The 25,227-nt window shown below is 46.8% G+C and carries 20 protein-coding genes; 7 read left to right on the forward strand and 13 right to left on the reverse strand.

The annotated features are described in order from the left end of the window. The first annotated feature begins 83 nt into the window (after positions 1-83). Entirely contained in the window at positions 84-623 is a 540-nt protein-coding gene (locus tag AC1TPC_RS16425; protein ID WP_482067903.1) for a DinB family protein, read from the forward strand. A gap of 114 nt (positions 624-737) precedes the next feature. Here the strand turns inward: AC1TPC_RS16425 and AC1TPC_RS16430 are convergent, their stop codons facing one another. Further along, entirely contained in the window at positions 738-1,127 is a 390-nt protein-coding gene (locus tag AC1TPC_RS16430) for a hypothetical protein (RefSeq protein WP_482067904.1), read from the reverse strand. A 352-nt stretch (positions 1,128-1,479) separates the two neighbouring features. Here AC1TPC_RS16430 and AC1TPC_RS16435 point away from each other — a divergent pair, with 352 nt between their 5' ends. Together AC1TPC_RS16435 and AC1TPC_RS16440 are read left to right on the forward strand one after the other, a co-directional pair. After that, the gene (locus tag AC1TPC_RS16435; RefSeq protein WP_482067905.1) at positions 1,480-3,132 is read left to right on the forward strand and encodes a hypothetical protein; all 1,653 of its coding nucleotides are present in this window, start codon (positions 1,480-1,482) and stop codon (positions 3,130-3,132) included. Continuing rightward, entirely contained in the window at positions 3,132-3,896 is a 765-nt protein-coding gene (locus AC1TPC_RS16440; protein ID WP_482067906.1) for an ABC transporter ATP-binding protein, read from the forward strand. Before AC1TPC_RS16435 ends, AC1TPC_RS16440 begins: the two co-directional genes overlap by 1 nt. On the opposite strand, the gene AC1TPC_RS16445 is transcribed toward AC1TPC_RS16440, so the two are convergent. The 8 genes from AC1TPC_RS16445 to AC1TPC_RS16480 all read right to left on the reverse strand — a co-directional run bounded on the left by AC1TPC_RS16445 (position 3,893) and on the right by AC1TPC_RS16480 (position 10,897). After that, complete coding sequence (locus AC1TPC_RS16445; protein WP_482067907.1) at positions 3,893-4,564, reverse strand: polysaccharide deacetylase family protein; 672 nt, start codon at positions 4,562-4,564, stop codon at positions 3,893-3,895. The genes AC1TPC_RS16440 and AC1TPC_RS16445 overlap by 4 nt on opposite strands. Before the next feature lie 173 nt (positions 4,565-4,737). Beyond that, positions 4,738-4,917 (reverse strand): hypothetical protein, encoded by a 180-nt coding sequence (locus AC1TPC_RS16450; RefSeq protein WP_482068016.1) that lies wholly within the window; start codon positions 4,915-4,917, stop codon positions 4,738-4,740. A gap of 201 nt (positions 4,918-5,118) precedes the next feature. Continuing rightward, a complete protein-coding gene (locus AC1TPC_RS16455; protein WP_482067908.1) occupies positions 5,119-6,318 on the reverse strand; it encodes a Ger(x)C family spore germination protein in 1,200 nt (399 codons plus the stop codon). Continuing rightward, a complete protein-coding gene (locus tag AC1TPC_RS16460) occupies positions 6,311-7,792 on the reverse strand; it encodes a spore germination protein (RefSeq protein ID WP_482067909.1) in 1,482 nt (493 codons plus the stop codon). Before AC1TPC_RS16460 ends, AC1TPC_RS16455 begins: the two co-directional genes overlap by 8 nt. Beyond that, positions 7,752-8,873 carry a GerAB/ArcD/ProY family transporter gene (locus tag AC1TPC_RS16465; RefSeq protein ID WP_482067910.1) on the reverse strand — a complete coding sequence of 374 codons (1,122 nt, stop codon included), beginning with the start codon at positions 8,871-8,873 and terminating at the stop codon, positions 7,752-7,754. The genes AC1TPC_RS16460 and AC1TPC_RS16465 overlap by 41 nt, the downstream gene beginning before the upstream one ends. Before the next feature lie 8 nt (positions 8,874-8,881). Then, positions 8,882-9,145 carry a hypothetical protein gene (locus tag AC1TPC_RS16470; protein WP_482067911.1) on the reverse strand — a complete coding sequence of 88 codons (264 nt, stop codon included), beginning with the start codon at positions 9,143-9,145 and terminating at the stop codon, positions 8,882-8,884. A 150-nt stretch (positions 9,146-9,295) separates the two neighbouring features. After that, positions 9,296-9,526 carry a hypothetical protein gene (locus AC1TPC_RS16475; RefSeq protein WP_053373130.1) on the reverse strand — a complete coding sequence of 77 codons (231 nt, stop codon included), beginning with the start codon at positions 9,524-9,526 and terminating at the stop codon, positions 9,296-9,298. A 111-nt stretch (positions 9,527-9,637) separates the two neighbouring features. Then, positions 9,638-10,897, reverse strand: a complete 1,260-nt coding sequence (locus AC1TPC_RS16480) for an ATP-binding protein (protein WP_482067912.1) — start codon at positions 10,895-10,897, stop codon at positions 9,638-9,640. A 211-nt stretch (positions 10,898-11,108) separates the two neighbouring features. Here AC1TPC_RS16480 and AC1TPC_RS16485 point away from each other — a divergent pair, with 211 nt between their 5' ends. From AC1TPC_RS16485 to hflX, 3 genes are all read left to right on the forward strand, one after another. Further along, entirely contained in the window at positions 11,109-12,320 is a 1,212-nt protein-coding gene (locus AC1TPC_RS16485; protein WP_482067913.1) for an SWIM zinc finger family protein, read from the forward strand. After that, positions 12,317-15,265 (forward strand): DEAD/DEAH box helicase, encoded by a 2,949-nt coding sequence (locus AC1TPC_RS16490; protein ID WP_482067914.1) that lies wholly within the window; start codon positions 12,317-12,319, stop codon positions 15,263-15,265. Before AC1TPC_RS16485 ends, AC1TPC_RS16490 begins: the two co-directional genes overlap by 4 nt. A gap of 472 nt (positions 15,266-15,737) precedes the next feature. Beyond that, a complete protein-coding gene (hflX, locus tag AC1TPC_RS16495; RefSeq protein WP_482067915.1) occupies positions 15,738-17,003 on the forward strand; it encodes a GTPase HflX in 1,266 nt (421 codons plus the stop codon). A 775-nt stretch (positions 17,004-17,778) separates the two neighbouring features. Here the strand turns inward: hflX and AC1TPC_RS16500 are convergent. Together AC1TPC_RS16500 and AC1TPC_RS16505 are read right to left on the reverse strand one after the other, a co-directional pair. Then, the gene (locus AC1TPC_RS16500) at positions 17,779-18,699 is read right to left on the reverse strand and encodes an aldo/keto reductase (RefSeq protein ID WP_482067916.1); all 921 of its coding nucleotides are present in this window, start codon (positions 18,697-18,699) and stop codon (positions 17,779-17,781) included. Positions 18,700-18,912: 213 nt separating this feature from the next. Further along, positions 18,913-19,239, reverse strand: a complete 327-nt coding sequence (locus tag AC1TPC_RS16505; protein ID WP_482067917.1) for a peptide-methionine (S)-S-oxide reductase — start codon at positions 19,237-19,239, stop codon at positions 18,913-18,915. 120 nt (positions 19,240-19,359) lie between these two features. On the opposite strand from AC1TPC_RS16505, the gene udk reads away from it, so the two are divergent. After that, positions 19,360-19,995, forward strand: a complete 636-nt coding sequence (udk, locus tag AC1TPC_RS16510; RefSeq protein ID WP_482067918.1) for a uridine kinase — start codon at positions 19,360-19,362, stop codon at positions 19,993-19,995. Between the two features lie 133 nt (positions 19,996-20,128). On the opposite strand, the gene AC1TPC_RS16515 is transcribed toward udk, so the two are convergent. Together AC1TPC_RS16515 and AC1TPC_RS16520 are read right to left on the reverse strand one after the other, a co-directional pair. Beyond that, positions 20,129-23,632, reverse strand: a complete 3,504-nt coding sequence (locus tag AC1TPC_RS16515) for an S-layer homology domain-containing protein (RefSeq protein ID WP_482067919.1) — start codon at positions 23,630-23,632, stop codon at positions 20,129-20,131. 347 nt (positions 23,633-23,979) lie between these two features. After that, positions 23,980-25,131, reverse strand: a complete 1,152-nt coding sequence (locus tag AC1TPC_RS16520; protein WP_482067920.1) for an MFS transporter — start codon at positions 25,129-25,131, stop codon at positions 23,980-23,982. Positions 25,132-25,227 lie beyond the last annotated feature (96 nt).

The following is a 25,227-nucleotide window of genomic DNA, read 5'->3' on the forward strand; positions in this document are numbered from 1 at the left end:
CCTGACATAATGTTGTCAGCGTTACCATAGTAAGATGAATTCATAAGTAAAATACATAAATTTAAAAACCGGAGGTAATAAAAATGACACATCACACGGTGAGATTTTACGACTTTCATGTATGGGCAAATCAAATTATTTTTAATCGATTAAAGGAGCTTCCTCGCCATCTATACAATCAAGAAATTCAAAGCGTGTTCTCTTCGGTCTCGAAGGTCATGGCCCATATATACAAAGTTGATTGCGGTTGGCTGGACATCCTAATGGGTAAAAGCATGAATGAAGCTATGGAAGCTTCTATTCAAATCCAAGAGGATGCGGAGGCTTGCAGCCTTGAGGAGCTGGAAGTGAAGTACAACGAATTGTCTGTCAAATTCAAAACGCTTATTAGCGAGCATGAGGATCTGGAGAAAGAGGTTGTCTTGGATAATCCTTACGCCGGAATTTTGAACACCAGATATTCCGAATTTATTATACAGGTTGTGAATCATGGAACGTACCACCGCGGCAATCTGTCTGCTATGCTGCGTCAAATGGGCTATTCCTCGGTTATGACGGAATATGGACTGTTTATGTACCAGGATGAAGCAAACCCCAGCTTTCCCGCAGCTCCCTCCATTTAGAACAAAGGACGTCTTATACGCCAAGCTTCGATTCAGTCAAGTGAATACAAATAAAGCCGACCTCGCCCGAGGTCGGCTCATGTGCTGCTGTCTGTACACGATATGGACTGCTCTCTATTTTTTAGTGAATCTCCGAATGAGAAAGACGCCCTCAATGATCAAGCCTATAACAAAGCCTGCCGCCACCGCTTCAAGGAAGACAAGGAAGCTGACCAGATCCTCCCAGCCCGTCATATTTCGCGAATATACAGCCATTAATATGAGACCGAGCAGCAAGCCAAGGTTAGAGATCAGCCATAGCCGCCTCGCCCCAAGCCAGCCAGTAAAGCTGAATAAAAAGGACAGTATAATAGCTAGCACCATAAATCGAAAAGCATGCATACCGGTAAATGGCTGACCTAATAGGAGAAAGCGAATAATCCACAATAAAATACTGACTAGCAAGGAAGATGCTCCGGCTAACAGCCACCACCCACTGCTTCTTTCCGCGGGAATCCAGCTCATCTGAGGTAACCCCTCTCCTATAAAAAACGTTCTTGCTTATTAAACGTATAAAGCGCTTACTTTGTTTCGGTCAGATCAAAGAAGAGTGCGTGTACTCTGAATACAAAATAGAAAACCAGCTGTAACCGCTTCTCCTGAGATCCCAAATTAATAGGTAACGATAGTGGTTTTACATACAAAATATTCATATTATATCAGTAGTTTACTGGAACTTACTGTAATATAATGAGGCTGGAAAAGAAATATGAAATACAGAATTTATACGAAGCTATATTCTTAAGCAGCTTGGACAGGATGCGTCATTCAAGATTATCGCTGCTTACTATACTTTTTAGTCAGGATGAGGTAAAGAATGAGGGAATTATTAACGATGCTTCACCTCCAGCACCTGCTTTACTTCCGCTGGTTTGTATGCCAATTCAGCGTATCAGCTCGGTTCAATACTTATCACATTGTATGTTTATTCATTGGCGCGCCAACTCTTGTCGTTTTATTATCCTATTATTTGTTCCACGCGCTCTTCCTGTTAAGCAGAGCAGGAGGTCTTGTTCCGGAATGGGACCACATTAGCATTGCCTTCTCGTTTATCTACCTGTTCCTCGGAGTGACGTTCGCTTGCGGAACTTATCAAGAGACCTATATTCGAGCCTTCCACTCCAAGGATTGGGCGTTTATTAACGTTCATCACGGACGTATTACGATCATGCAGCTAGCTAAGCTGATAGACGTCTTTCCCTGGCAGTTCCTTTTCTCTCTCGTGCCAGTTGTACTAGGAGCATCCATATCTTTCAATCAAATATTCGCTAATTCAATCCCAGTAGGCTGGTATACATATGGATTGTTTGCTTTAGCAGCTGGGGCATTAGCCCTTCGAACCATCGTACTGCTGCTGAATTACTTGTATTACAACCCTAGCCGTAAGCGTTCCCTCGGCTCCGAGCTAGCATTCTTCCTTGCAAAGTCACTGTTCGTTTCCTCCGTGTGTTATATGATCGTGAAGTGGACGGTGAAGAGAGATATTTCCTTCTTGTTTCCGTTTGAGATGAACAGTATGACAGGGTGGCTTGGACTAATAAGGACAATGGCCATTCCGACCAACTGGTTGTTATATAAAGGCGAGATTATCTTCTTCCTTCTAGTCCTCATCTTGTGGATGCTCGTCTGGCTGCTATTAGCGAAGAATGAGGGCAAATTACTAGCCTTGCAAACGAATCTGCCGGAAGGGCTTCGGAGGTCTCGAGGACGTCTTGCCGTCACCTTTAGCGGCAGCAATCGAGTTCGCAATCTCGTGCTCAAAGATCTTATTCTCCTCTCACGCGACAGCTACCGAGTCATCCCTCAGATAAAGGCCTTTATCATGGTTCTCATGGCACTCGGCGGAATTGGACTTGCTGTACGCGAATTAGGATGGATAGAGTACTCCGCCTTCTCTTTCTCAGCTCTATTCGCTGCTCAGTTATTCCTAGCATCATTCGCCAGCGATCTTGTGGCCAGGGTAACAAGCGTAGATGCGGAAGGCATGATGATGTCCGTGCTGCTCGCTCACTTGCGTAAGCCTCATGCCATAATTATCTCCAAACTGGTGCTTCATCTCTCCCTGATTACCGGTCTAGTCTTGTTCTCGACTCTCATACTCGCAGCCGTTATGGATATTACACCTGCAATGTTCGGCGTAAGTTTAATCAGTATGCTGCTGATTAATGTAATATCCAGCCTAGGCACAGTGGTCTCAACTGCTATGTTCCCCAGATTCGACTGGGAGGATGAATCTCGAATTAACACCTCCGAGAAAGCGGGATTGTTGGAGTCGTTGCTGACTCGAACTTTCGAGCTCTTCAACATCACGATTATCGGAACGAGCGGAGCCCTATTGTTTGGCAAGCGACTTGATGAAAGTATGTTTTTCTTGGTTTCTCTGCTGGGACTTGTGCTAACTTGTACCTTATGGAGCGCCACAGCGGCATGGCTGCTCAGAAGAACTTGGTGGAAGGAGTGGAAGCTATAATGCCAGCTATTCAAGTAAGCAATATTTCATTTCAATATAAAGGGACCAAGCAGCCTGCCGTTGAACAAGTTGCATTCGAGGTGGGGCAAGGAGAGATTGTTGGCCTTCTTGGCCATAATGGTGCAGGCAAGACAACAGTGCTGAAATGCATAACAGGACTCATGCAGCCATCTGAAGGATCAATAACTATCGCTCCTGTTGAAAACAAGGGCACATCTAGGAAAAACTCGGGTTGTGACAGTGGGAAATTAGGCTATGTTCCTTCTGATTATTATCTCTATCCCTTGCTAACTGTGGAGGAGATGATTCGCTTTACTGCCAGCTTGCATCGACTTGACGACCGAATCGTGCAAGAGAGGATGAACGCTCTGCTGAACGCCTTCCAACTGAACGATAAGCGGAATGAGTTTATTAAGACCCTTTCCAATGGGATGAAACAGAAGGTCGCGCTCATTACCGGAGTCATCCATTATCCTCCCGCATTAATATTGGATGAGCCAATGACAGGCTACGATGCAGTCGCAACTAAAGGGACTAAATCTTTTCTTACCCGGTATGCCAATGATCAGAAGGCAGGCGTGCTGTTGTCCTCCCATCGACTCGACGTTGTTGAGGATATTTGCCATCGCATAGTTGTTATCGATCACGGAAGAACCATTTTCAACGGTCAAATTACTGAACTCAAAAGGCTTGCGAATGACTCAAAAACACTGGAAGAAGCTCTGCTGCAGATGTCTTCCGAATCGGAGGAGTCTTCGTGTTAAATCAATTGTACATTCAGGCTCATTTCCTTCGGCAGCCTAAAGGCCACACCCCTCGCAAGCAGCTTATCTACGAGCGCCTTGAAAGGCCCCGCCGAGATCCAGTCATGGATCATAATGATCTCACTTCCGTTAGAGGCTTGTGAATCGCTCGATTCGCATAGAGCGCCGTCCGATCCCAAATCAAAAGTATCCAGCGTGCAAGAAACATGGATTCCCGGCTTCAGGCTCGCCTCGCTTGGCGCAGCGCATTGAATATTTTCAAAGGATGGGTGCTGGTAACCGAGCTGCTCCAACAGCTGCTCTATCGCTGCAAAATGCTCATCCTTCGTCTCATCCTGCATATACGGATATCGAAATACTTTTGACGGCCTCTCAACCTCTGCCTCCGCATATAACCGTTCTATTATTCTATCGGATCGCTCCAGCTGTCCTCTCACATCCAATAAGCTGATTGCAGAGAAGTCAGCACAATCGTAGCCGCGGCTGCCAATCACATGTCCCGTCTTAATCGCATGCTTAGCCTCTTCCGAAAACCTCTCCAGCGCTTCGCCGGCACAAAACCAAATCGCCCGTATTCCTTTTCCGTTCAAATACTCGACCTTCTCCATAAAATCTTCGGCAGGACCGTCATCCATCGTGAGGTACGCCGCTCTATCAACCGCCAACATAGCAAGAAACCTCCGTTTATCTATTTCTGCCAAATCACATCATCTATGTATTATACCTTATATTGCTCGCGAAGTTGATTTTGCTTATTATCCATATAAATGAAGAGGGCTGCTTCACAAGGCTATAGCCTTGCAAAACAACCCCTTCCATGGCCTTTATTCCTGCTTATCCATCACGGGTGCTTTCGAACCGCGTTCAATTCGCTCTCGTTCTGATGCCATTCTTTAATCATATTTTGATAAAAATTGCTTTCCTGCGCGCTTAATCCTTGCTTGTTGTCTTTAATGACTAAATTGCCAATATTCCGCTTCAAAATAATGCTCCGACGTCCTAACATGTCCATGTAAGTCAAGTAAAATCACCCTCCAGCTTATGTTTTCCAATCGGTCTATATAAGTATAACGAATGCTAAACCTATTGGAAAACCGCATCAGGCTGCGCTATATCTAATAATCCCGTCTAAGGAGGAATGAGCGGAAACTACTGCCAGCTATTCGAAAACATCCTGCCATATCCTCCTTTTAACGTCCCTATCTCTTCCAGATCATGTGAGCTAAGGCCCAATTCCCTCGTTTCTGATATGGTTCGTCTTCAATTCGGAGCGACGAATCCGAATATTGACTTTAACCGTTACTGGTGTGCTCGCGAATACTTCATTCCATCTTCCGGCGAGCGGAGCGAATTGCGCATAATGCATACGATACATGTGCTCTCCGAAGCCGAATACATCCAAGCCGAACCTCTTCTGTATGCTTCGAATCGCTTCGCTCATTTGCTGCTCCATATAATCCGAGCCCAGCTTCTCCAGCAACTCGTAGCCCGAAATCTTCGTGATATCGATCGATTCGTCAATGCTTGAAACCGCGCCGTCTGCCTCCAGCTTAACCTGAAGCTTCACTTTCCCCTCATCCACGAAAGCTTTGATATCAGAATCAATATGACGAAGGCGGATAGACACATCATGCTTACGATACGGAATGGCAAGGATCGTCGTCTTAACCTGATTGCTCGCCATCATCACCATTCTGCTTTCCTCGACAGAAATGAAGCCCTTTAGCTTGTCCTCTGAGAAGATGCCCGCTCCGGTTATGACGATGGATGCCTTCGGCGAAACCATCTTAATGCTTTCTATTTTATCGGCACCCTTCATGGAGCCCTTAAGCGAGATTGAACCAAGTATCAGCTCTCTTCCTTCGGCCAAAAAGGCTCCCGAGGCATCGTATAGCCGGCTTTGGGGAACACCTCCCCTTGAGGAACGGTAGCTCTTTATTTGAGAGACAATTTTGGAGGAGGCTTGCAAGTTCCTAGGATAAAGAACCTTGTAAATTTGGGAGGCGTGAACGCCTTCCGAGAGTAAGACTAAGACATCCTCCCGAATAAATCTCGTGCGCTGCAGCGGGTCCAATAAATGCTGAATCCCCTGGCGAGCCAACCGTTCATCGATGATAATAACGTCAATATGGGAGATAAGCAGGCTGCGATCCAAGCTTTCGTTGAACCGAACCAAAAGATCGGGCAGCGAATTCCCTTCCAAGGATTGCACGATGGACGGCGTTGTTTCCTTGCTCTCTTCCGGCCGTTTAGGAATCATCGTCTCCACGGTGAGCCGCAGCTTGCCATGTTTTCCGGGCTCCAAGGCAATCCCTGTAATAAGGGATGTTTTATTCAGCTCCGTACTGTCCCAGCAGCCTGCTATAGAAAGCGAGGCGGCTGACATACATACGGCAAGAAGAAGTCCAGCTGCTTTATTCACGGCTCTCCCCTCCAATCCCCTCATCGGGCAAGGGTGTCTGAAAGATCAAGATCGCATCCTTCTGATTGCTGGCCCGAAACGGGGCGAGCGGAGACAGATAAGCAACGCCGAAGGATTGTATTCTAACCAAATGGACCAACAGGAAGACAGCCCCCAAAATAACGCCATAGAGCCCCAGCAGCCCAGCTAGAAAAATAAATCCAAACCGCAAAAGGCGAACGTTGGTGCCGAAGGTGTAAATAGGAGCAGCGAAGCCGGAGATAGCGGTCAACGACACCACGATGACGTTGATGCTCGATACGATTCCCGCTTGAACGGCTGCCTCGCCGAGCACTAAGGCTCCTACGATGGATATCGTTTGCCCGACGACCCGAGGCATACGCGTTCCTGCCTCGCGCAGGATTTCAAACGTAATTTCCATTAATAAGATTTCGATAACGGCCGGGAAAGGGATGCCCTCCCGCTGCGCCACTATGCTTGTCAGCAGCACCGTTGGTATCAATTCTGCATGAAAGGTCGTTACCGCTATATAGATGGCAGGAACGAACAGCGAGAAGAAGAAAGCTAAGTACCGCAATAGCCTCGTAAAGGTACCGAAAGCAAACCACTGATAATGGTCCTCCGGCGACTTGAAAAAATCGTTCATAACCGCAGGAACAACCAGCACAAACGGGCTGCCGTTCACAATAATAGCGGCCTTCGCCTCCAGGATGGAAGAACAAACCGCATCCGGCCGCTCGGTGCTGGATACAGTCGGGAACAAAGAGAAGCTTCTTGGTCTAAGAAGCTCCTCTAAATTGCCGGAATCCATCACGCTCGTCATTTGACTCATTTGCAGCCTTTTCCTGATCTTATCCAGCACCTTGGAGTCGACTCCTCCCTCCAAGTAGGCTATGTACACGGCAGTACGCGATTTTGCGCCTACTGCATATTTTTCAAAGCGCAGCTTCTCATTGATCAAACGCCTGCGGATTAAGCTCATATTCGTTTCCGCGGATTCGGTAAAGCCATCCTTTGGCCCTCTTACGACGCCCTGTGAAGTAGGCTCAGCGACCGTTCGGTTATCCATCTTCTTCACGTCTAACATAAGTATCGAAGACGCTCCATCAATCGCTAAGCCGGCATAACCGGCAACCAGCTTATGCGCAAGCTCCTTCAGATCGTTTATAAGCTCACAGGACAACCCTGCGTAATACTGCTCCATCAAACCTTCCAGCATCGCCTCGGTGCTGTTAACCTCTTCACTTGCATTCATATGCGATAGCGGCCTTACGATATTATCCATAATAAAAGGGACGCTCGTCATCGTCTCCAAATAGCAGAGCAGCCCGCTCGTTTCTCCGACACGAACCGCCACAACGGCAAGGTCGTCCGTACTCCCGAAAATATCCGTTACATAGGAGCGAACTTGATCGATCGACTGGATAGACTGACTATCCATCTGACTTTGTGAAGGTTGGTTTGATCGGTTCACTCGCATTGCCTCCCTTTCGTTTAGAACGAATCCAAATCAAAGCTCCCGTAAGGAGCGGAAGCACAAACTGAAACGGAATGTGCAGGAAATAGATCACAAAATGAAGCCCTTCCTCCGAATGCTCAGCAAAGTTTTTCGTGACGATGATTGACATTGCTCCAATCAACATGGCGAGCGGATAGATGTAAGTCCGGCTTGACCTCCGAAATACGAAAGACAACCCTTTGGCGCCTGCATATAAAAAAACGGTGCATTTTAAAAAAACGCCGAAAATAGTGATCAAGGCAACAAGAGCATCCATGCGGTTTATAAAATCCAATACATTAATGAGCCTTGCCGCATCCAGCAGCGGAAAAGTCGAATACTTCTCGTACTCCATCCCCATCGACCATATTTGCAGCAAATCAGAGAAGGCTAACATAATGCCTGCGCTTATAACCGCCCTCACTCCAGCCTTGCGAAATAAGCTTTTCCCGCCCATCCGCGGACACAAAACGAGAAACACGATCAGTTCCCCATAAGGAAACCACAAGGAGCTTTCGAAGCTAGTCTTGATAACGGGGACGATTCCTTTGGACAAAAAAGGAAGCATTTTTTGCACGTCTAGCGACCCGCTCAAGAGCAAAAGAGCAGCTATTGCAATAAAAAACAAAATAATCAGTCCAATAATAACTTCCGATAACCTTCCTAATGCCAGCGTGCCTCCATACGTTGCATAAGCGATTGCGAGTACAAACAGCACGACAACGATCTCCTGTGGCGTTATACGCAATAGCGTGGTCATGACTAATTCCAGCATATCCCTAACATTCCGTGCTGCAATATATAGAAAATAAATGGTGTAGCACAGTACAAACGCTTTTCCAAGTATGCTGCCCCAAGCTGCAACCAAGAGGGCGTACAGCCCTTTCGGCGACTCTGAAGAAACCATAGTCGTATAGAACAGAAACAATAAGAGCGCTGGAACGATGGTAATGACTTGAACCAGCCATACATCCGGCACCAGCTTTGGAGTCCCAAAGAGGATTGACGTGCCTAATAGTAAAACAAGCATGAGGCTATAGCTTTGAAACATAGTCATTTTATTGGTCATCGCTTATTCCTATCACGGTGCTGCTCGCCTCTTATTCGCTGCGAATGCTGCCTGCCTTTAGAACGTTTATGGCTTCGCCAATCTTGAATTTGGGCAAGGATAAAAGCACCTATTACGATCAAATAGGTTTGCCAGCTATTATAAGCCAGAGACTGCTTATGGAACGCAAGTCCAAAGGATTCGCGATATACGCCCATGTCAAGAAGAGCAAGAAGCAGCGAAGCCAAGATAGCCGCAGCTGCTACGCCTATAGTCGTCATCTTGAACAACCCCATTCCCCATGCATGTATGTACCATTCCTATAGTTCACAAAATCGATGGTAATTATGTACAAAATTGCAGCATGCCTCGCGTTTTATGAAACAACAAAAAACCACAACCTCAGCGGAGGTTGTGGCTGATCGTACATATTAGGCTTTTCCTAGGATCTCATCTATTTCGCTTTTCAGTAATAGATATCTGTGGACGCTGCGATTAATCGCAACCTTCGTCAGGTTATGCTTAAGCACATACACCTTCATCTGGTCCTTTGTAAGGCCCAAGAGATCACCGGCCTCGGTTACGGTCAATACAACCTGCTTGCTGGTCGCATTAAACGTCTTTTTAACCTTTTGATCCCAGTCTTCAAATACTACCTGCATATTTCCGACTCCTTTACCATAGTCAATGATTTTTATTGACTGCACCTCTTAATTATAGCACGAACGGCGCGATAATCTTAGCAGGATGAAAATTTTATCAAAAAAAAGATTTCAATTCGCTTTCGGGAAGCTGAGATAAAACTCCGTACCTATTCCCAGCTCGCTCTTAATATCGATTTTTCCGTTCATCTTCTTAATAATGCTAAAGGAAACCATCGTTCCAAGGCCTGTTCCCTTCTCCTTAGTGGAGTAATAAGGCGTGCCAAGCCTCTTCATTTGCTCCGGCGCCATTCCGCTCCCATTATCGCTTAATATGATAAGGGCATGATCATTGCGAATGTCCGTTTTAAGCTCTAATAAACCGCCGCCCTGCATGGCTTCGATCGCATTTTTGCCAATATTGATGAGTGCCTGACGGAACTTATATCGATCTCCTTGTATGTGAAAATCATGCTCTTCTGTTGTATCGACATCAATTTGAATATTGTGGTAGTTCGCATAGGTCATAAGTACATTCGATAAGTAATGAATTTCTTCATTGATATTGATCGCTTCGACGACCTCAGGATCAGGCTTGGCGAGCGAGAGGTAATCCGCAATAATCAGCTCCGCACGGTCTAGTTCCTCGAAGCATATTTTTCTATACGTTTCCTTCTTTTCATTTTCGAGATTAGCTGTAGCAAATAAATGAATAAACCCTCTAATGGTGGTAAGCGGGTTTCGAATTTCATGCGCCACGGATGCGGCCATGTCACCGACAATTTTCATCTTCTCGCTCCTGACCATCTCCTCCTGCATCAGAAAAAATTGATCCTGAATATGGATGATATATGCGCAAATCCCCGCAATTATAGCTTGGAGCACATATGTTTGCAAGGTAGCCGTTGGCTTTATAAACAGCATCTCCATTTGCCCTGTTAATAAATGATACGTCGAAAAGGTTAACAGCTTAATGAGTGAGCAATACAAGATGACCACAGCTATCTTCCGAACGATTGGTAATGAACGAAAGCGTTTGTACAGGAAAAGATAAACGACAAAGCTTGGGATTATTGAGATGACATACACCCATTCATTTGGGCTGTGAAGAAAATTGCGATACAGCATGAGCACCACATACAAAAATATCGATACATGCAGTCCGCCATAAAGTGCGCCGATTGCGAGTGGAATCGACCTGAAATCATAGATTAAGCCATTTAAATTAATGGGAAAAGACATCGTCATCATAATGGCGAGCGAAAAGAGGATGCTCACGAAAAAACGATAAAGAAGCACGTTGCTCTTGGTTTTATGGATATACGGGTATAAAGCTAGCGGGGAGCATATGATAAATATGTTCAATACAAAATCTTTAAAATAACCTAGCATAAGTACCCCCATGCCCATCAACTTTTCATAAAAATTACTTTTTTAGAAATTACTTTTTTCTTAATATATCATAAAATAAAGAGAAATTGGATATTAAAAATAATTATACCGCAAGTCCAACTTCTTCAATAGCTCGCCTAGCTTCTTTAGATAAATGATATAATAACCTTATTCGAAAATAAACCTAATTCGCTCGGGAGACCTATCCGTCATGAAACCAATTGATACCATGAGCATTGCCAAGTGGCACGAGCTGTTTGAGCAGCGTACCGCCTACTTGGCTGATCATACCCGGAACCCTTCCTTTGTTAAGGAAGCCTTATCGTCCATTAACCAAATAAAACCTGCGCTTTCTCCTGCCAGCAGTGGCCTGTTCGAGCTGAGCGCCCACCTTTATGTTCTGGCGATGCTGCTGAACAAGGCACCGAACCATGCTTCGAAGCCGGGTTCTTTTATCGGCTTTCACACGCATGCCGCTATTTCCGATATGGTGAAGGCGCTTGAGCGCATATTTGAAAATAAGGCTGAAGTCGCCGATGAGCCGAGCTACTGGCAGCGCATAAACGACATACTCGCCTATTTGCGAGGGCAAATGCTGACGGAAGCCAGCACCAAACTATATTTCTACCATTCGTATATCTCGCTTTGGCGCTTTTGGATTTCCCCCTATCAGCATGATTCAAGTCTATTTGCGGACGAGCTGCAGCTGCTTAAGCAGGCACCGGATGAGCTTGGCTCAACGCTTTCCCGTTACCCGTGGCTGCTTGCTCAAAGCTGGATATGTCTCTATTTGCGCCGCGATGAAGAAGCGCTTGCACAACTGAAGGAAATGAGCGGCAGCATCGCCGTCCGTCCCGAGGATCTGTTCCCGATGCTAGCCGTGATACAAGAGGCAAAGGAGTGGCAGCGCCTAAGGAAATGGCTTGTTGCCGCTGCTCCTTTTATGGAGAATCAACGGCTGAATAGTTTGACAAGCTTTTATCACTACTGGGATAGCGTCATTGAACATATTCCCGGTGCGGAGCAGCAAATGTGGGAGCCGCTTATTCAGATGCTGCCTTATACGAACGCCATCTATGTAGAAAAGCTGCTCCGACACGCCAAATGGCAGCAGTGGATCGACTATCAGCTAAGTACAAGCAGCGAGCCGCTGGAGTATCGCGTCAGCGTATTTGCGCCAATCGAGAAACATGCGCCTGAGCTGCTGCTTCCCTTCTTTCATCAGGCAGCGGAGAGATATGTTCTGCTCAAAAATAGAGACGGCTACAAAGCGGCGGTAAAGCTGTTTAAACGGCTCGCTAAGCTATACAAAAAAATGAAGGACGAGGAGCGCTGGGAAACGTATATTACGGCCTTCGCCTCACGCAACAGCCGGCTTCGCGCTTTGCAGGAGGAGCTCCGGAGAGGAAAACTAATTCCATGAGCATACATACAAAATCCATTGCGGTTCATGTTAATTTAACGACGCATGGCGACGCCCTTCTATATGGCATAAGCGGCACGGACGACTATTTAACCGGCCTCCGCTTAAAGCAAAGCTTGTTCGCCTGGCACGAGGCCTCCTTCTACGGTACGGAGCTTGCGGTTCAGCAGGTTCAGGGACTGGAGCTCGTTCTGCTTCCTGCCGAGCAGGTTCTTCCCTTCTTCGCGGAAATGAAGCTGCTTGAGCATGTGGAGTGGGTTTGGGGAGAATTTGCGGAGCAGCTCGTTCTGCTTGCGCCTTTGCTGGCTGCGGAAATCGAAGCCAAGCGCTATATGCCAAGCTTCTCTGCCTACAGGGCGGGAAAGCTGCAATGGACTTGGGATAACGCGGCGTTACAGAAACAAATACAAGCAGCGCTTGAGGCTGCTAACGCGGACGACGCGACTCGGGAAGGGCTGCAAGCGGCATTCTCTGCTGCCCTATTCGACGTTTGGTATGGGACGGAAACGACTGCGGCCGATTTACGAAGAGAATATCCGCTGCTCTTCGCGAAGAATCAAGCATCGTCTGCGGGCTTGGATGCGCAGGCGTGGCTCATCGCGATAGGCTGGAAAGCCGATCAAGCCCCATTCCGTCCATTGCTGCAGCTCATAGAGCCAGAGGATATGGATACACCTTGGCAGCTTAAGCTCGTTCTGCAGGACAAGCTCGACCAAGCGGTGCTTGCGCCGGTCCGGCTGTCGGAAACGGGGGAAGCATTCGGTTCATGGCCCGCTTCCTGGACGAATGCTGTGCGCGAGCGCTCTGCCGGCTGGCTGAATCGACTGCGCGCCAGCCTGCCTAAAGAGCTGCTTTCCGGGCATGCAGAGGATCTGCTGAACGCCCCCATGGCAAATGACGCTGCATGGCGCTTCCTAGCTGTGGACAGTCCACGGCTGTTGGAAGCTGGCTGGCAGGTGCTGTTTCCCGCATGGTGGGAAACCGCGAGCCGCAAGAAGCCGCGGCTTCGCGCCAAGGTCAGCACCCGTGCCGAGAGTACCGGCGAGTCTTTGTTCGGGCTTGATACGCTGATTGACTTTGACTGGCGGATCGCGATCGGCGAGACCGATCTCTCCGAGACTGAATTCAACGAGCTGGTTGCCCGCAATGAGCGTCTGGTCCGCTTCCGCGGTCAATGGATATCGCTTGATCCCGCGTTGCTCGCGCAGATCCGTAAAGCGATGGCTGGTATAGACCGCTCCGAGGGACTGTCCTTTCAAGATGTGCTACAGCTGCATTTGCTGAGCAGCAGCGAAGGGCAAGAGGATGAGCAGCCTGAACAAGACTTGGAGCAAGCGCAGCGCATCCAGCTGGAGGTCGAGCTGAACGAGCATCTGATGAAGCTCGTCAGCCAGCTCAGCCAGAAGTCGGAGTGGCCTGAGCTTGATGTCCCTGCTGGGCTGAAGGCAGAGCTGCGTCCTTATCAGCGCGAGGGCTTTGCTTGGCTGTCCTTCTTGCGGCGCTTCGGGCTTGGCGCCTGTCTCGCTGACGATATGGGACTTGGCAAAACCGTGCAGCTTATCGCTTATTTATTGAATCTCAAGGAAAGCACAGCACATACGGATAATCGGCTTCCTGCACTAATCATTTGCCCGACATCGGTTCTCGGCAACTGGCAGAAGGAGATCAGCCGATTCGCGCCATCGCTGAGCGTTATGCTTCACTATGGCAGCAGACGCCTGGAGGGCGATGCTTTTCATGCGGAAATCCAGCATGTTGATGTCATTCTTACTTCATTTGCAACGGCAACGCTTGATCAGGAGCTGCTTAAGAGCTTCACTTGGGAAGCGATTTGCCTCGACGAGGCGCAAAATATTAAAAACGCGCAGACCAAGCAGTCCGCGGCGGTGCGCAGCTTGTCAGCCAAGCATCGGATCGCGCTGACCGGCACGCCGATTGAGAATCGCCTTTCTGAGCTGTGGTCGATCTACGACTTCATGAACCCGGGATTTCTAGGCAGCGCCCATGGTTTTCAGCAGCGATTCAGCAACCCGATCGAGAAAGAACACAATGCAGAGCGTACCGCAGATCTGCAAAAGCTCGTCAAGCCGTTTATGCTTCGCCGCAAGAAGAAGGACCCGGCAATCCAGCTCGATTTGCCGGATAAGAACGAGATGAAAACCTACATTCACCTGACAGCCGAGCAGGGGGCACTCTATAATCAAACCGTCAATCAGCTTATGGACCGCATGCAAAAGCTTGAAGGTATTGAACGCAAAGGCGCCATACTATCTGCGATTATGCAGCTTAAGCAAATATGCGATCATCCGATGCTTCTGGCGAAGGAGCAGATTGTTGAGGTATCCGCTTCGGCTGGCGCGGAGATGGATACGGAGACGTTAATCAACCGTTCCGCAAAGCTCGAACGGCTGCTCGCTATGGTGAGAGAGCTACGGGACGAGGGGGAGCGCTGCCTTGTTTTCACGCAGTATATCGGGATGGGAGAGCTGCTGAAAGCGGTGCTGCAGCAAGTGCTGCAGGAGCCGATCCTTTACTTGAATGGCAGCACGTCCAAGCTGGCGAGGGATCGAATGATCGAGAAATTCCAATCGAATGCGCTGCCGCCTACCGAGCAGCCAAACGTATTTATTTTGTCCATCAAAGCCGGAGGAGTCGGGCTTAATCTAACAGCGGCTAACCATGTGTTCCATTTCGATCGCTGGTGGAATCCCGCCGTCGAGAATCAGGCGACCGATCGCGCTTACCGCATGGGGCAAACACGCGATGTCCAGGTGCATAAATTCATTTCGCTCGGTACACTTGAGGAACGTATCGATGAGATGCTGGAGAACAAGCAGCAGCTTAGCGAAAACGTGATCGCAAGCTCCGAAGGCTGGATTACGGAGCTATCGACGGAAGCGCTGAAGGAGCTGTTTACGCTGCGTCAGGATTGGAGCGACTCCTAAATTATCCCATTATTTTATTCGGTTACGACTTGCCGTTTGGCGATTGATTGTGCTACACTGTTTCTAATTTAAATGAACGGAGGGTTTCGTGTGATAGACTATATCCGAGTTAGGTCTTTGCGCAGCTGCTAATTGAATAGCGCCAAAGCTCTGCCTGTGTGCAGAGGACTCAGGATAGGTCTGCCATTTTAAAGGAACCCATAAATTTAGGAATACGACAAAGCGTGAAGGGAACAGCCCTTTCTTGCGTATTCGCCTTTGGAACGGAATTTCCATATGCATAGAAGAACCGTAGCTCCGCAGCACTTGTGATAGGTGATTTTTCGCCTAATCTTCGGGCCGGCTTCGTTGTTCTATTGCTCATGGATGACCCTTTTTTATCTGATATCCTCTTACCCATAACTGTGAACACAGGCAGAGCTGCCTGTGTTTTTTTTGTTTGACCAAATAACCTTTAAGAGGATGATGAATAATGGAACAACCGCAGCAAAAGGCGATTATCGTCGGTGTTCAGCTTCAAAATCAAACTGATTTTGCTTACTCCATGGAGGAACTTCGCAATCTGGCTGCCGCCTGTTATATAGAAGTAGTCGATGAGCTTAGCCAGAAGGCAGCACGCATTAACCCTTCCCATTATATCGGGACCGGCAAAATACAGGAGCTGCTTGCGCTGCTTGAAGCGCATGACGCACATGTCGTTATTTTTAACGATGAGCTGTCTCCCTCCCAAATTCGCAATCTAGAGGCCGCTTTGGAGCGGACGGTCATCGACCGGACGATTCTGATCCTAGATATTTTTGCGGAGCGTGCCAAAACAAGAGAAGCCCAGCTTCAGGTCGAGGTCGCTCGGCTCCAGTATATGCTTCCCCGCTTGGTCGGTCTGCGCGCATCATTAGGACGGCAAGGCGGCGGGGCTGGTCTCAAAAATAGGGGCGCCGGCGAAACGAAGCTGGAGCTTGACCGCAGGCGCATCGAGGAGAGAATTACCGCGCTGCAGGCTGAGCTGGATAAGCTTGTCGCAAGGCGTCAAATTCAGCGGAAGCAGCGCCAGAAGAACGAGGTGCCTGTCGTCTGTCTCGTCGGCTATACGAATACGGGAAAATCCAGCTTGATGAATGCTCTCCTTGAGAACTGCAATCCCGGCACCAATAAGCTGGTTTTTGCGCAGGATATGCTGTTCGCCACATTGGAAACATCGGTGAGAAGCATTGAGCTTCATGACAACAAATCATTTTTGCTGACGGATACGGTCGGCTTCGTCAGCCAGCTCCCCCATCACCTAGTGAAAGCATTCCGCTCGACCTTGGAGGAAGTAGCCGAGGCCGACTTGCTGGTGCATGTTGTCGACTACTCCCATGAAGACTACGAGCAACTGGTCTCCGTCACCAATGATACGCTGAAGGAGCTGGGCGCTCTTCATATTCCGACGATCTACGCTTACAATAAATGCGATTTGACGGAGCATGCCTACCCGGCAGTGCAAGACAATAAGGTGTACATCTCCGCGAAGAAAAAGAGCGGACTGGATGAGCTGATCTCGCTCATTCGTGACCATGTCTTCGATGACTACATGGAATGCGAGATCTTGATTCCTTTCAGCCAAGGGAAATTGGTCGCATACTTCAATGAGCATGCCCATGTGCAATCCACAGACTACGAACCGGAAGGAACGCGTATGAAGCTGGAATGCCGCGTTTCCGATTTCGAAAGATATCGGAATGAAGTAACCGTGCTTTAACAGCTAGAATGGCTTGTTTCTTGCGTCGAAGTCATGCTATAAGCGCATATGTGTGCTTATTGCTCGGGAACACAGCCGGTTTGTTGGCTTTAAGAGCATATACGTGCTTATAGCGGTCATTCGTGGTGACTCATTCCTCAAAACCAAGATTTAAGCGCATATGTGTGCTTATTGCACCGGAACACACACGACTTGTTGGCTTTAAGAGCATATACGTGCTTATAGCGGTCATTCGTGGTGACTCATACGTCAAAACCAGGCTGTAAGCGCATATGCGTGCTTACAGCTCCTGAACACACACGATTTGTTGGCTTTAAGAGCACATACGTGCTTATAGCGGTAAATCGTGGTGACTAATACGTCAAAACCAGGCTGTAAGCGCATATGTGTGCTTACAGCTCCTGAACAAACACGATTTGTTGGCTTTAAGAGCACATACGTGCTTATAGCGGTAAATCGTGGTGGCTCATACGTCAAAAGCATGCTATAAGCGCATATGCGTGCTTACAGCTCCTGAACACACCCGATTTGTTGGCTGTAAGAGCACATACGTGCTTATAGCGGTCATTCGTGGTTTCAAGCTCTTGTTTTCATTGAAACAAATAAAAAGAAACCGTTCATTAGTAAAGTGGAGGTTCAACCCAGCCACATACCAAAGAAACGGTTTCTTTTTTTCATTTCATATTCGATGGATCAACTGTTCCTGTCCATGAGTACATGAATAAGAACCATTTTCACAAAAACGATCTGCTCGTACCGTGAATACAGCTAGAAGCTAGATGCTGACATCCTGTGGATGCGCCTCGGTAATTAGCTCCGCGGCTTTGGCGTTGGCTTCAACCTGCTCAGCATCCTTGCAGCCCGGAATAACGGCAGTAACCGCAGGATGCTTCAAGCACCAGGCAAGCGCCCAGCTAGCCATCGTTACGCCTTGCGGAACCTCTTCACGCTGAATATGCTCCACTTCGAGCAGCTTCAGCCGTGTGTTTTCTGCATCATGCCTGTGGCGGACATCTGTTTCGCCAAAGACGGCGCCAGGCTTATATTTGCCGCTCAAATAACCGCTCGCGAGTGGAACACGTGCAAGCACACCCAAATCCTGCTGCTGGCAGGTCGGGAAAACGCGCTCTTCCGGCTTGCGGTCAAGCCTGTTATAGACGACCTGTATGACGCGTGAGTTCACTTTGGAGGAAGCCTCCGTTTGATGAAGGTTGTCATTGCTTCCAATCGACGTACCTAGAAAACGGATTTTCCCAGCTGCTATTTGCTTATCCAGCCCAGTCCACAGCTCATCGTTGTCGAAGGGCTGATCCGGTCCGGAATGGAATTGGTACAGATCAATGTATTCAAGCTGCAGCGCCTTAAGCGATGCATCCAGTTGAGCAATTACTCCCTCAGCATTAAACGAATCGGTGCGAGTAAATCGCTCGTGGAAGTGATGACCGAACTTTGTCGCAATGATCCAATCCTCGCGATTGCGGCGGCTGATATAATCACCGATCAAAGACTCCGAGAGATGATCGCCATAGCATTCTGCGGTATCAATGAGATTAATGCCAAGCTCATGTCCTTTATCGAGAATCATATCCGCTTCCTTTTGCGAATATTCACGGCCCCATTCTCCTCCAAACTGCCAGGTTCCAATACCAATGACGGATACATTTAACCCTGTGCTTCCCAGTCTTCTATACTTCAAGATCACCACTCCTTCGATTTGATCTAATGCCTGTCTCATTCATCTTACCATTTTAATCCATACGTAAGAAATAGCTTGGTCAGCCTATCTGCGAAAAATAAGCATTTCCTACCACCTTATTTGCTTGATTAGCTCCACCATTCTCTTCTTAAATTCCAGTTGAAGCTGCCATTTCTCGATCTCGTTCACGATGCGCTCCAAGCTTGTATACCCTTAAGCCAAGCCATTCAAACGGGCCGCAACGGTGGAATTGGTCAACTCTTCATGAGTGGGATACCATTCACTGAGCTTCTCAACGGCATTCGGGAACCTCTTCAAATAATATTTTTGATGCCTATCCTCGGCGAGGTGAAAATTTGAATAGGGAGCAATCTCCGTATCGGGCAAGCTTTTGCCCCGATCTACTCTGTTTTTCAAAGCACGCTGAATCGCTTCTTGCTGCTGTCCGCTCGTATAAAACAACAGCGACTTATATTGCCGTCCTTTATAATGCAAAAACGATGGTTCGATATGGTTAGCCTGATTGTCCGAATGGTTCATTTTTTGCCCTCCATACGCTTGATTGTACGATCGAGATGAAAAAAAGTGAATGCTGTGCTACAATACTAAAATTGCTGAAATAGCACCGGCAACACTTTTAGGGAGGTTTATTTAATCGCCATGCTTATTATTGGAATCGCCGGCGGCACCGGATCCGGCAAAACAACGGTTGCGCGCTCTGTAATCGATCGTCTTGGATCGGAGAAAGTCACTTTCATTTCCCAGGATAACTACTATAATAACCCTATACATCTTAGCCTGGAAGAACGCAAGATGATCAATTACGATCATCCCTTATCCTTTGACATCGAGCTGTTGACCCACGACCTTCTTCTTCTTAGGGAAGGCAAAACTGTCTACGCGCCGGTCTATGACTTTTCCCTTTTCGCACGTGTCTCGGGCGAGTCGGTAGAGCTTAAACCGAACAGCATCGTCATTCTTGAAGGACTTCATGTGCTGTATGAAGAGAGTATCCGAAAGATCCTCGACATCAAAGTATTTGTTGATACAGACCCCGATGTCCGTATTCTCCGGCGGGTGCTTCGGGATATCGAGGAACGCGGCCGTACGATTCAGTCCGTTCACGACCAATACTTGAAGACCGTTAAGCCGATGCACGAGGCCTTTATCGAGCCGTCCAAAAAATATGCCGACCTGATCATCCCCGAAGGCGGGCACAATGAGGTCGGCATTCAATTGCTGTCCATATTGACTGAAAAATATTTGACCGATAATACGGTATTGACTGACGTTTAGTTGATAATGAACAATAAAAGAACCTTCAGCTCACTTTTTGAGTGGCTTGAAGGTTCTTTTTTCACATCTGATAGGATTGATTCAATTGACTTACTCTTTTGAAGAAGCCCAATTGAACCGATGAAACGTAAGTTTAGATATGCAAGCTATCAAGCAATCTGTAAATCATTGCAGCAGCTTCTGCTCTGGTTGCTACGCGATTTGGTTGGAACGAATGATCGTCATTCCCTTTCAAAATGCCCGCAGCTACAGCCGTATTAATGGAGGCTTTCGCCCAAGCTGGAATTGCTGCAGCATCTTTAAACGAATGCTTCGCGCTTGCCTCTTTGGCATTCAAAGCGTTCGCGATCATCACAGACATTTCTGCGCGTGTAATCGTTTGGCTCGCTTTGAAGAACATTTTGCCATTTTGTTCGTAGCCTTTCAAAATGCCTGCTTTTACAGCAGCGGCTACTTCAGCTCTAGCCCATGCAGGAATGTCGCTGTTATCCGCAAAGCTTGTATTTCCTGAAGCAACCGGAAGACCCAGTGCCCCTACAATCATTTTCGCGAATGCTGCGCGTGTTACGGTCGCTGCAGGACGGAATGTGTTGTCCTCATAACCTTGAATAACATTCATGCCAATCAAACGATCCGTATATGGAGCAGCCCAGTTCGTCTTCATATCGGAGAGCACTTTCGGCTCAGCTTGGAAAACCGCAAATTTTGTAAAATGATTAACGCTGACTGCGATTGTACCATCTGCTTTTACTTCTCCGCCGACATAAATCCAACGTTTTTGCTGCTCGTGGTAGTAATAGATAGCCGGTTTCTTGCCCGATTGAACTTGCTCCGGCTTGTAATTGAAGCTGATTTCGACAGGCTTGTTGAACTTGCTGCCTGACGTGCTTATGAACTCAACCGTTTGGCTAAGCGATTCAAGCTTGCCGGCCGAAGGGACTTTGCTTTCTTCTACTACCTTCACGCTGATTTTTCCGTCAGCAGAAAGCGCGTCGGCTGGTACTTTGAAGACTACAACATCTTTAACTGAACCTTCTGTACCTTTAGAAGCATCCAAATCTACCTCTACCGCAGTAACAGGCTTCTCTGGCTTCGGCTCTGGCTTTGGCTCTGGCTTTGGCTCTGGTTTTGGATCTGGCTTTGGATCAACTTTCGAAGGTGGCGTAGAACCTCCACCTGCTTCTTCTTTCACATTTACAGTACGAGTAACTACATCCGCAGCGTTCCCTGCGCGATCTGTTACGTTATACTTCACTTCATACTTACCGGCTATCGTAAAGTAAACCGATCCTGTAACGGTTACCTTAACGAGTGGATCCAAATTATCCGTTACTGTCGAACCCTGTTCATGATACTTATCCCCAAAAGGTAAATCGATCGTCTTTTCTCCAACAAGAGTAATGACTGGTTTTGTGCGGTCAATATTCGCTTTAACAGTCCACGAGATGTCGTTGCCGATCGTATCTGTTGCTTTGAACAACAGTGTGTTCTCGCCTTCCTGCGACACGGTTATCTTGGTGTCGTTTGTGTAAGGCAAATAAGTTTTACCGCCATCCTTCGACAAAGACAATTCTGCAATGGTAACCGGCGCGTTGACGGAAGCATATACGCTTGCAATCACGTTTTTGTTCGTCCAATCGCCACTTTTGTAAATTTGGTCATCGACTGTCTTTAGCGAACCTTTAAGCGTTAATCCTGCAGCGTTTTCCGCACCCTTCACCGTCGCATTAAATACTTTGGTATTAGTGACATTGCCGCGAGTTGACGTTGCAGTCAAGGTAACTAATGTATCTTTTTTCGGACGGAATACAATCTTACCATCATCGCCGAGCACCAGATTGTTCGAGCTTTTCCATGAAAGACTCGCATTAAACTTCCCAGTTTGCGGCAGCTTAATATCCGATTCAAGTGCGTTCGTATTTCCCAAATCAATTGCACTCAGCGTTTTGCTAACTGCTTCACTATTGTCGTTCGGCACGCTTGTAACGAAGATTGGATTCGAATAGAACCACAGATCCTTATAGTTCCGATCATTAACTTCGTTAAACCGTTTCAAATGCCGTGCAAATTCATCGGTAATATTGTTATCATCAAGTGTTGGGTTATCAATAAGCGGTTCGCCGTTTTCTGTTTCCCCAGCTACATTGACGTCAAGATTTGTTCCTCTAAGTCTGAAATACTGGTTCTTGCTTGCAGAGCCTAGATTATACGTAATGACATTATAGCCTTCTGCATCCGTTGTCCAGTCTTTGCTCGTGAATCTTTTAATGACCTTCGTCGAATCATTCGTATCTTTGTTGTAGCCAACTGTTCCTGGCGTAGTCATGCCTGTAACATCGCCTGCAATCAAATCAACATGATCTACATAAACGGCATTAGTAACACTACTTGTATGAGTATATTTTGCATTTACGCTTGGATCATCACTTTTAATGACAGCATAGTTGTTTGTATTAGGGCTTTTAAAACGAATCGTAAGCTTGAGAGAGTCGCCTTCTTTCACTTTAAGGTCTTGTCCCATCTCGCCTTTGCTTGTTTCGTTTGTAATATTGAAATCTAATGCATTGATCAAATCGCCATGTACGGAGAACGATTTACCTGAACGCATGCCTTCTAGCACCGCTGCCATATTATTGCCTTCTATCCAGGTATAGTTTTTCGTATACTCACCCGGCAAGTAACCGCTGGAATACTTACCATTTGCTACTTTAAAATGTGAATCCGAGTTGGCAAAATTCCAGAACTTGCGTCCTTCACCAAGCAGAGAATCCCATACGCCGCCAACCTTCGCAACCATATAGTCAGTGCCGCCATAGGTCTTGTTTTTCGGATTGTTTTGATTCAGCCCGCCTCGGTCTGGCTCCATCTGATTTCCTGGCATGCCCTCCATCCCGAAAACGATGTTTGGAGCGATATTATTGAAATCGCGAAGATCAGAAATTTGAAATATTGTTTTCCCATCTCTTAATTTTCTTGATGGGTGATTTACAAACATGTAGCTTGTATTTTCATAATTCGTTTTCAGCCACTGCACAGCAGTCCGAGCATCCGCAGCATTTGAAAACGCCCGGTTATCCTTCTGATCCCATACAATTCTATCCTCTAGCTTAAACATATTTGCATCACGATTCGAAAACAAATATTCAAACTGGCTCGACGCCTTCATGCTATCATCCAATATGCCTACTCCCATATGATCATAAGTCGGCATATCCCACTCAAAGCCTGTAAACGTAATTTTGCCTGGATATTTACCAGAGGCTTTCAATTGGTTAATTTTCTTAGTCTGATAATCGACGATGGCTTGTGAGAGCGGAACCGGTCCAGTTGGTATATTGACACCTTCATCATCCCGATCCGAAGTTCTTAGGTGGTCAGCTATTGCAAGCCAGTCCAAGCCATAAGTCTCAAAAGCAGCATCTAACGTTTGTTTAAGCGATAGCTGCGCATCATTAGAATTGAACGTATGGGCATGATATTCACCCGTCATCCATTTTCCGTTGCTGCCTGCGCCTACGGTCTTTACATCTTGTATATCAGTTGCTGCATATGCGGTTGTCGATGTGAAATTTTGTCCTAAAATGCTTGCAGACAGGATGACAGCTGTTGCCAGCTTGGCCCACTTACTAGATAACATGTTATAAACCTCCGTTATAATGTTGTTCGTACATTTGCCTATAGCATGCTATGCTACTAGTGCTGACCTCCAATTCTGTTTTTTTTTGATACATGTCTAAAGTAATAGATTTTCCCCTTCTATGTCTATATGTTTGGAGCAAACCATACAATTTCTTAACAAAATCATTTTCCAGCAAATAAAACAAATAAAAAATATAATATAAGTATAATATTGTAATTTAATAATGCTGAGAGATTATGGATGCAAACGCAATGCAACGTTGATGTTCGAATGGTTGACAAGAAAAAAGGCCGCTCTCGCAAGAGACGACCTTTGTCATTCAACTTTCTAGCATCCGCTCGCCATTAAGCTTCAAGAGCCGGCGCGACAGATTTCTGGTGATTCTTGTTCACTATAAAGAGCAAGGAAGCCGCCATACATAAACCGAACAAAATTAAATATAGAGACTGTGCCCCAAAGCGATCGACAACCATTCCTCCCATCGCATTGCCGACAATGCCTCCAAGGCCCCATGCTACTGCTGCATAAACCGTTTGCATTGTCGCTTTCGTTCCCTCTGTCGCATAGCTATGTACAATTTCTACAGATGTGCCAGCCACGAAGGCAAACGCAATTCCATTCAACAGTTGAGCCGCTAGTGTCAATGAGACGTTAGCGAAACTAAACATAGTGAAAAATTGAATACTATAAATCAGAGCTGCTATGCATAGCAGCTGATATCTGCCTATTCTTTTGCTAAGCTTGGTCGCTACCCAGAACATAGGCACCTCAATTAAGGCAGCGATCGCATATGCACTTCCGATCCAGCTCTTATTAAAGCCCAATTCCTTAAAGTATAACGGCAAGAAGTTCATATTAATGGATGCGGACATCATCATGAGCATGCTTGTGATTACAAATATCATAAAGCGCTTATTGCGAACAACCTCGCCCATTTGTCCGAATATCGTCACTCTTTTACGAGTAATCTGGGCTGAAGGAAGCAGCATAATCGCCAAGCAGACCGTTATATTTAAGACGATATAGTAAATGAAAATATCGTTGTAGCCGAACTTTTCATATAGAATGCTTGAAGCGAAGGTCCCTATCGCAAAGCTTAACGCGCCCCACAGCCTAACGCTACCGAATGAAAACCCTTTTTGGCTGGCAATCTCCACCGCCATGGCATCGCCAATCGGTCCTCCAGAGGATTGAAACCAAGCGAAAAAAACGGATAAAACGAGTATAGCCGCGAGTCCATTCATAAAATAGAATCCCAAACTCAGTACAGGAGCCGCTATGGCGCAAACCATCATGATTTTCCGCGGATTGTTAATACGATCATTGATCATACCCATAACGGGCTGGGCAACGATACTTACCAAAGCCCATAACGACAAAATGAGACCAACGGTGGTGTGGCTAAAGCCTCTGTCGCTAAAATAAAGGCTCGTATACGGCATAACAACAGACATGGACAGAAAAAATAAAAAATAATAGCTTGCTAATGACTTCACCTGAGCTTCTCCTCTTTTCCACAGCAAACTGACTTATGTGTTAGCTATTCACCCATTTGTAGTAACAACTGATTAAATTATAATATTCATCATTAC

It is taken from the genome of Paenibacillus sp. Y280 (genome assembly GCF_056786335.1).

Coding starts and splice junctions, on each gene's coding strand:
- AC1TPC_RS16425 (WP_482067903.1), top strand. CDS start 84: ATGACACATCACACGGTGAGATTTTACGACTTTCATGTATGGGCAAAT.
- AC1TPC_RS16430 (WP_482067904.1), bottom strand. CDS start 1,127: ATGAGCTGGATTCCCGCGGAAAGAAGCAGTGGGTGGTGGCTGTTAGCC.
- AC1TPC_RS16435 (WP_482067905.1), top strand. CDS start 1,480: ATGAGGGAATTATTAACGATGCTTCACCTCCAGCACCTGCTTTACTTC.
- AC1TPC_RS16440 (WP_482067906.1), top strand. CDS start 3,132: ATGCCAGCTATTCAAGTAAGCAATATTTCATTTCAATATAAAGGGACC.
- AC1TPC_RS16445 (WP_482067907.1), bottom strand. CDS start 4,564: ATGTTGGCGGTTGATAGAGCGGCGTACCTCACGATGGATGACGGTCCT.
- AC1TPC_RS16465 (WP_482067910.1), bottom strand. CDS start 8,873: ATGACTATGTTTCAAAGCTATAGCCTCATGCTTGTTTTACTATTAGGC.
- AC1TPC_RS16470 (WP_482067911.1), bottom strand. CDS start 9,145: ATGACGACTATAGGCGTAGCAGCTGCGGCTATCTTGGCTTCGCTGCTT.
- AC1TPC_RS16475 (WP_053373130.1), bottom strand. CDS start 9,526: ATGCAGGTAGTATTTGAAGACTGGGATCAAAAGGTTAAAAAGACGTTT.
- AC1TPC_RS16480 (WP_482067912.1), bottom strand. CDS start 10,897: ATGCTAGGTTATTTTAAAGATTTTGTATTGAACATATTTATCATATGC.
- AC1TPC_RS16485 (WP_482067913.1), top strand. CDS start 11,109: ATGAAACCAATTGATACCATGAGCATTGCCAAGTGGCACGAGCTGTTT.
- AC1TPC_RS16490 (WP_482067914.1), top strand. CDS start 12,317: ATGAGCATACATACAAAATCCATTGCGGTTCATGTTAATTTAACGACG.
- hflX (WP_482067915.1), top strand. CDS start 15,738: ATGGAACAACCGCAGCAAAAGGCGATTATCGTCGGTGTTCAGCTTCAA.
- AC1TPC_RS16505 (WP_482067917.1), bottom strand. CDS start 19,239: ATGAACCATTCGGACAATCAGGCTAACCATATCGAACCATCGTTTTTG.
- udk (WP_482067918.1), top strand. CDS start 19,360: ATGCTTATTATTGGAATCGCCGGCGGCACCGGATCCGGCAAAACAACG.
- AC1TPC_RS16515 (WP_482067919.1), bottom strand. CDS start 23,632: ATGTTATCTAGTAAGTGGGCCAAGCTGGCAACAGCTGTCATCCTGTCT.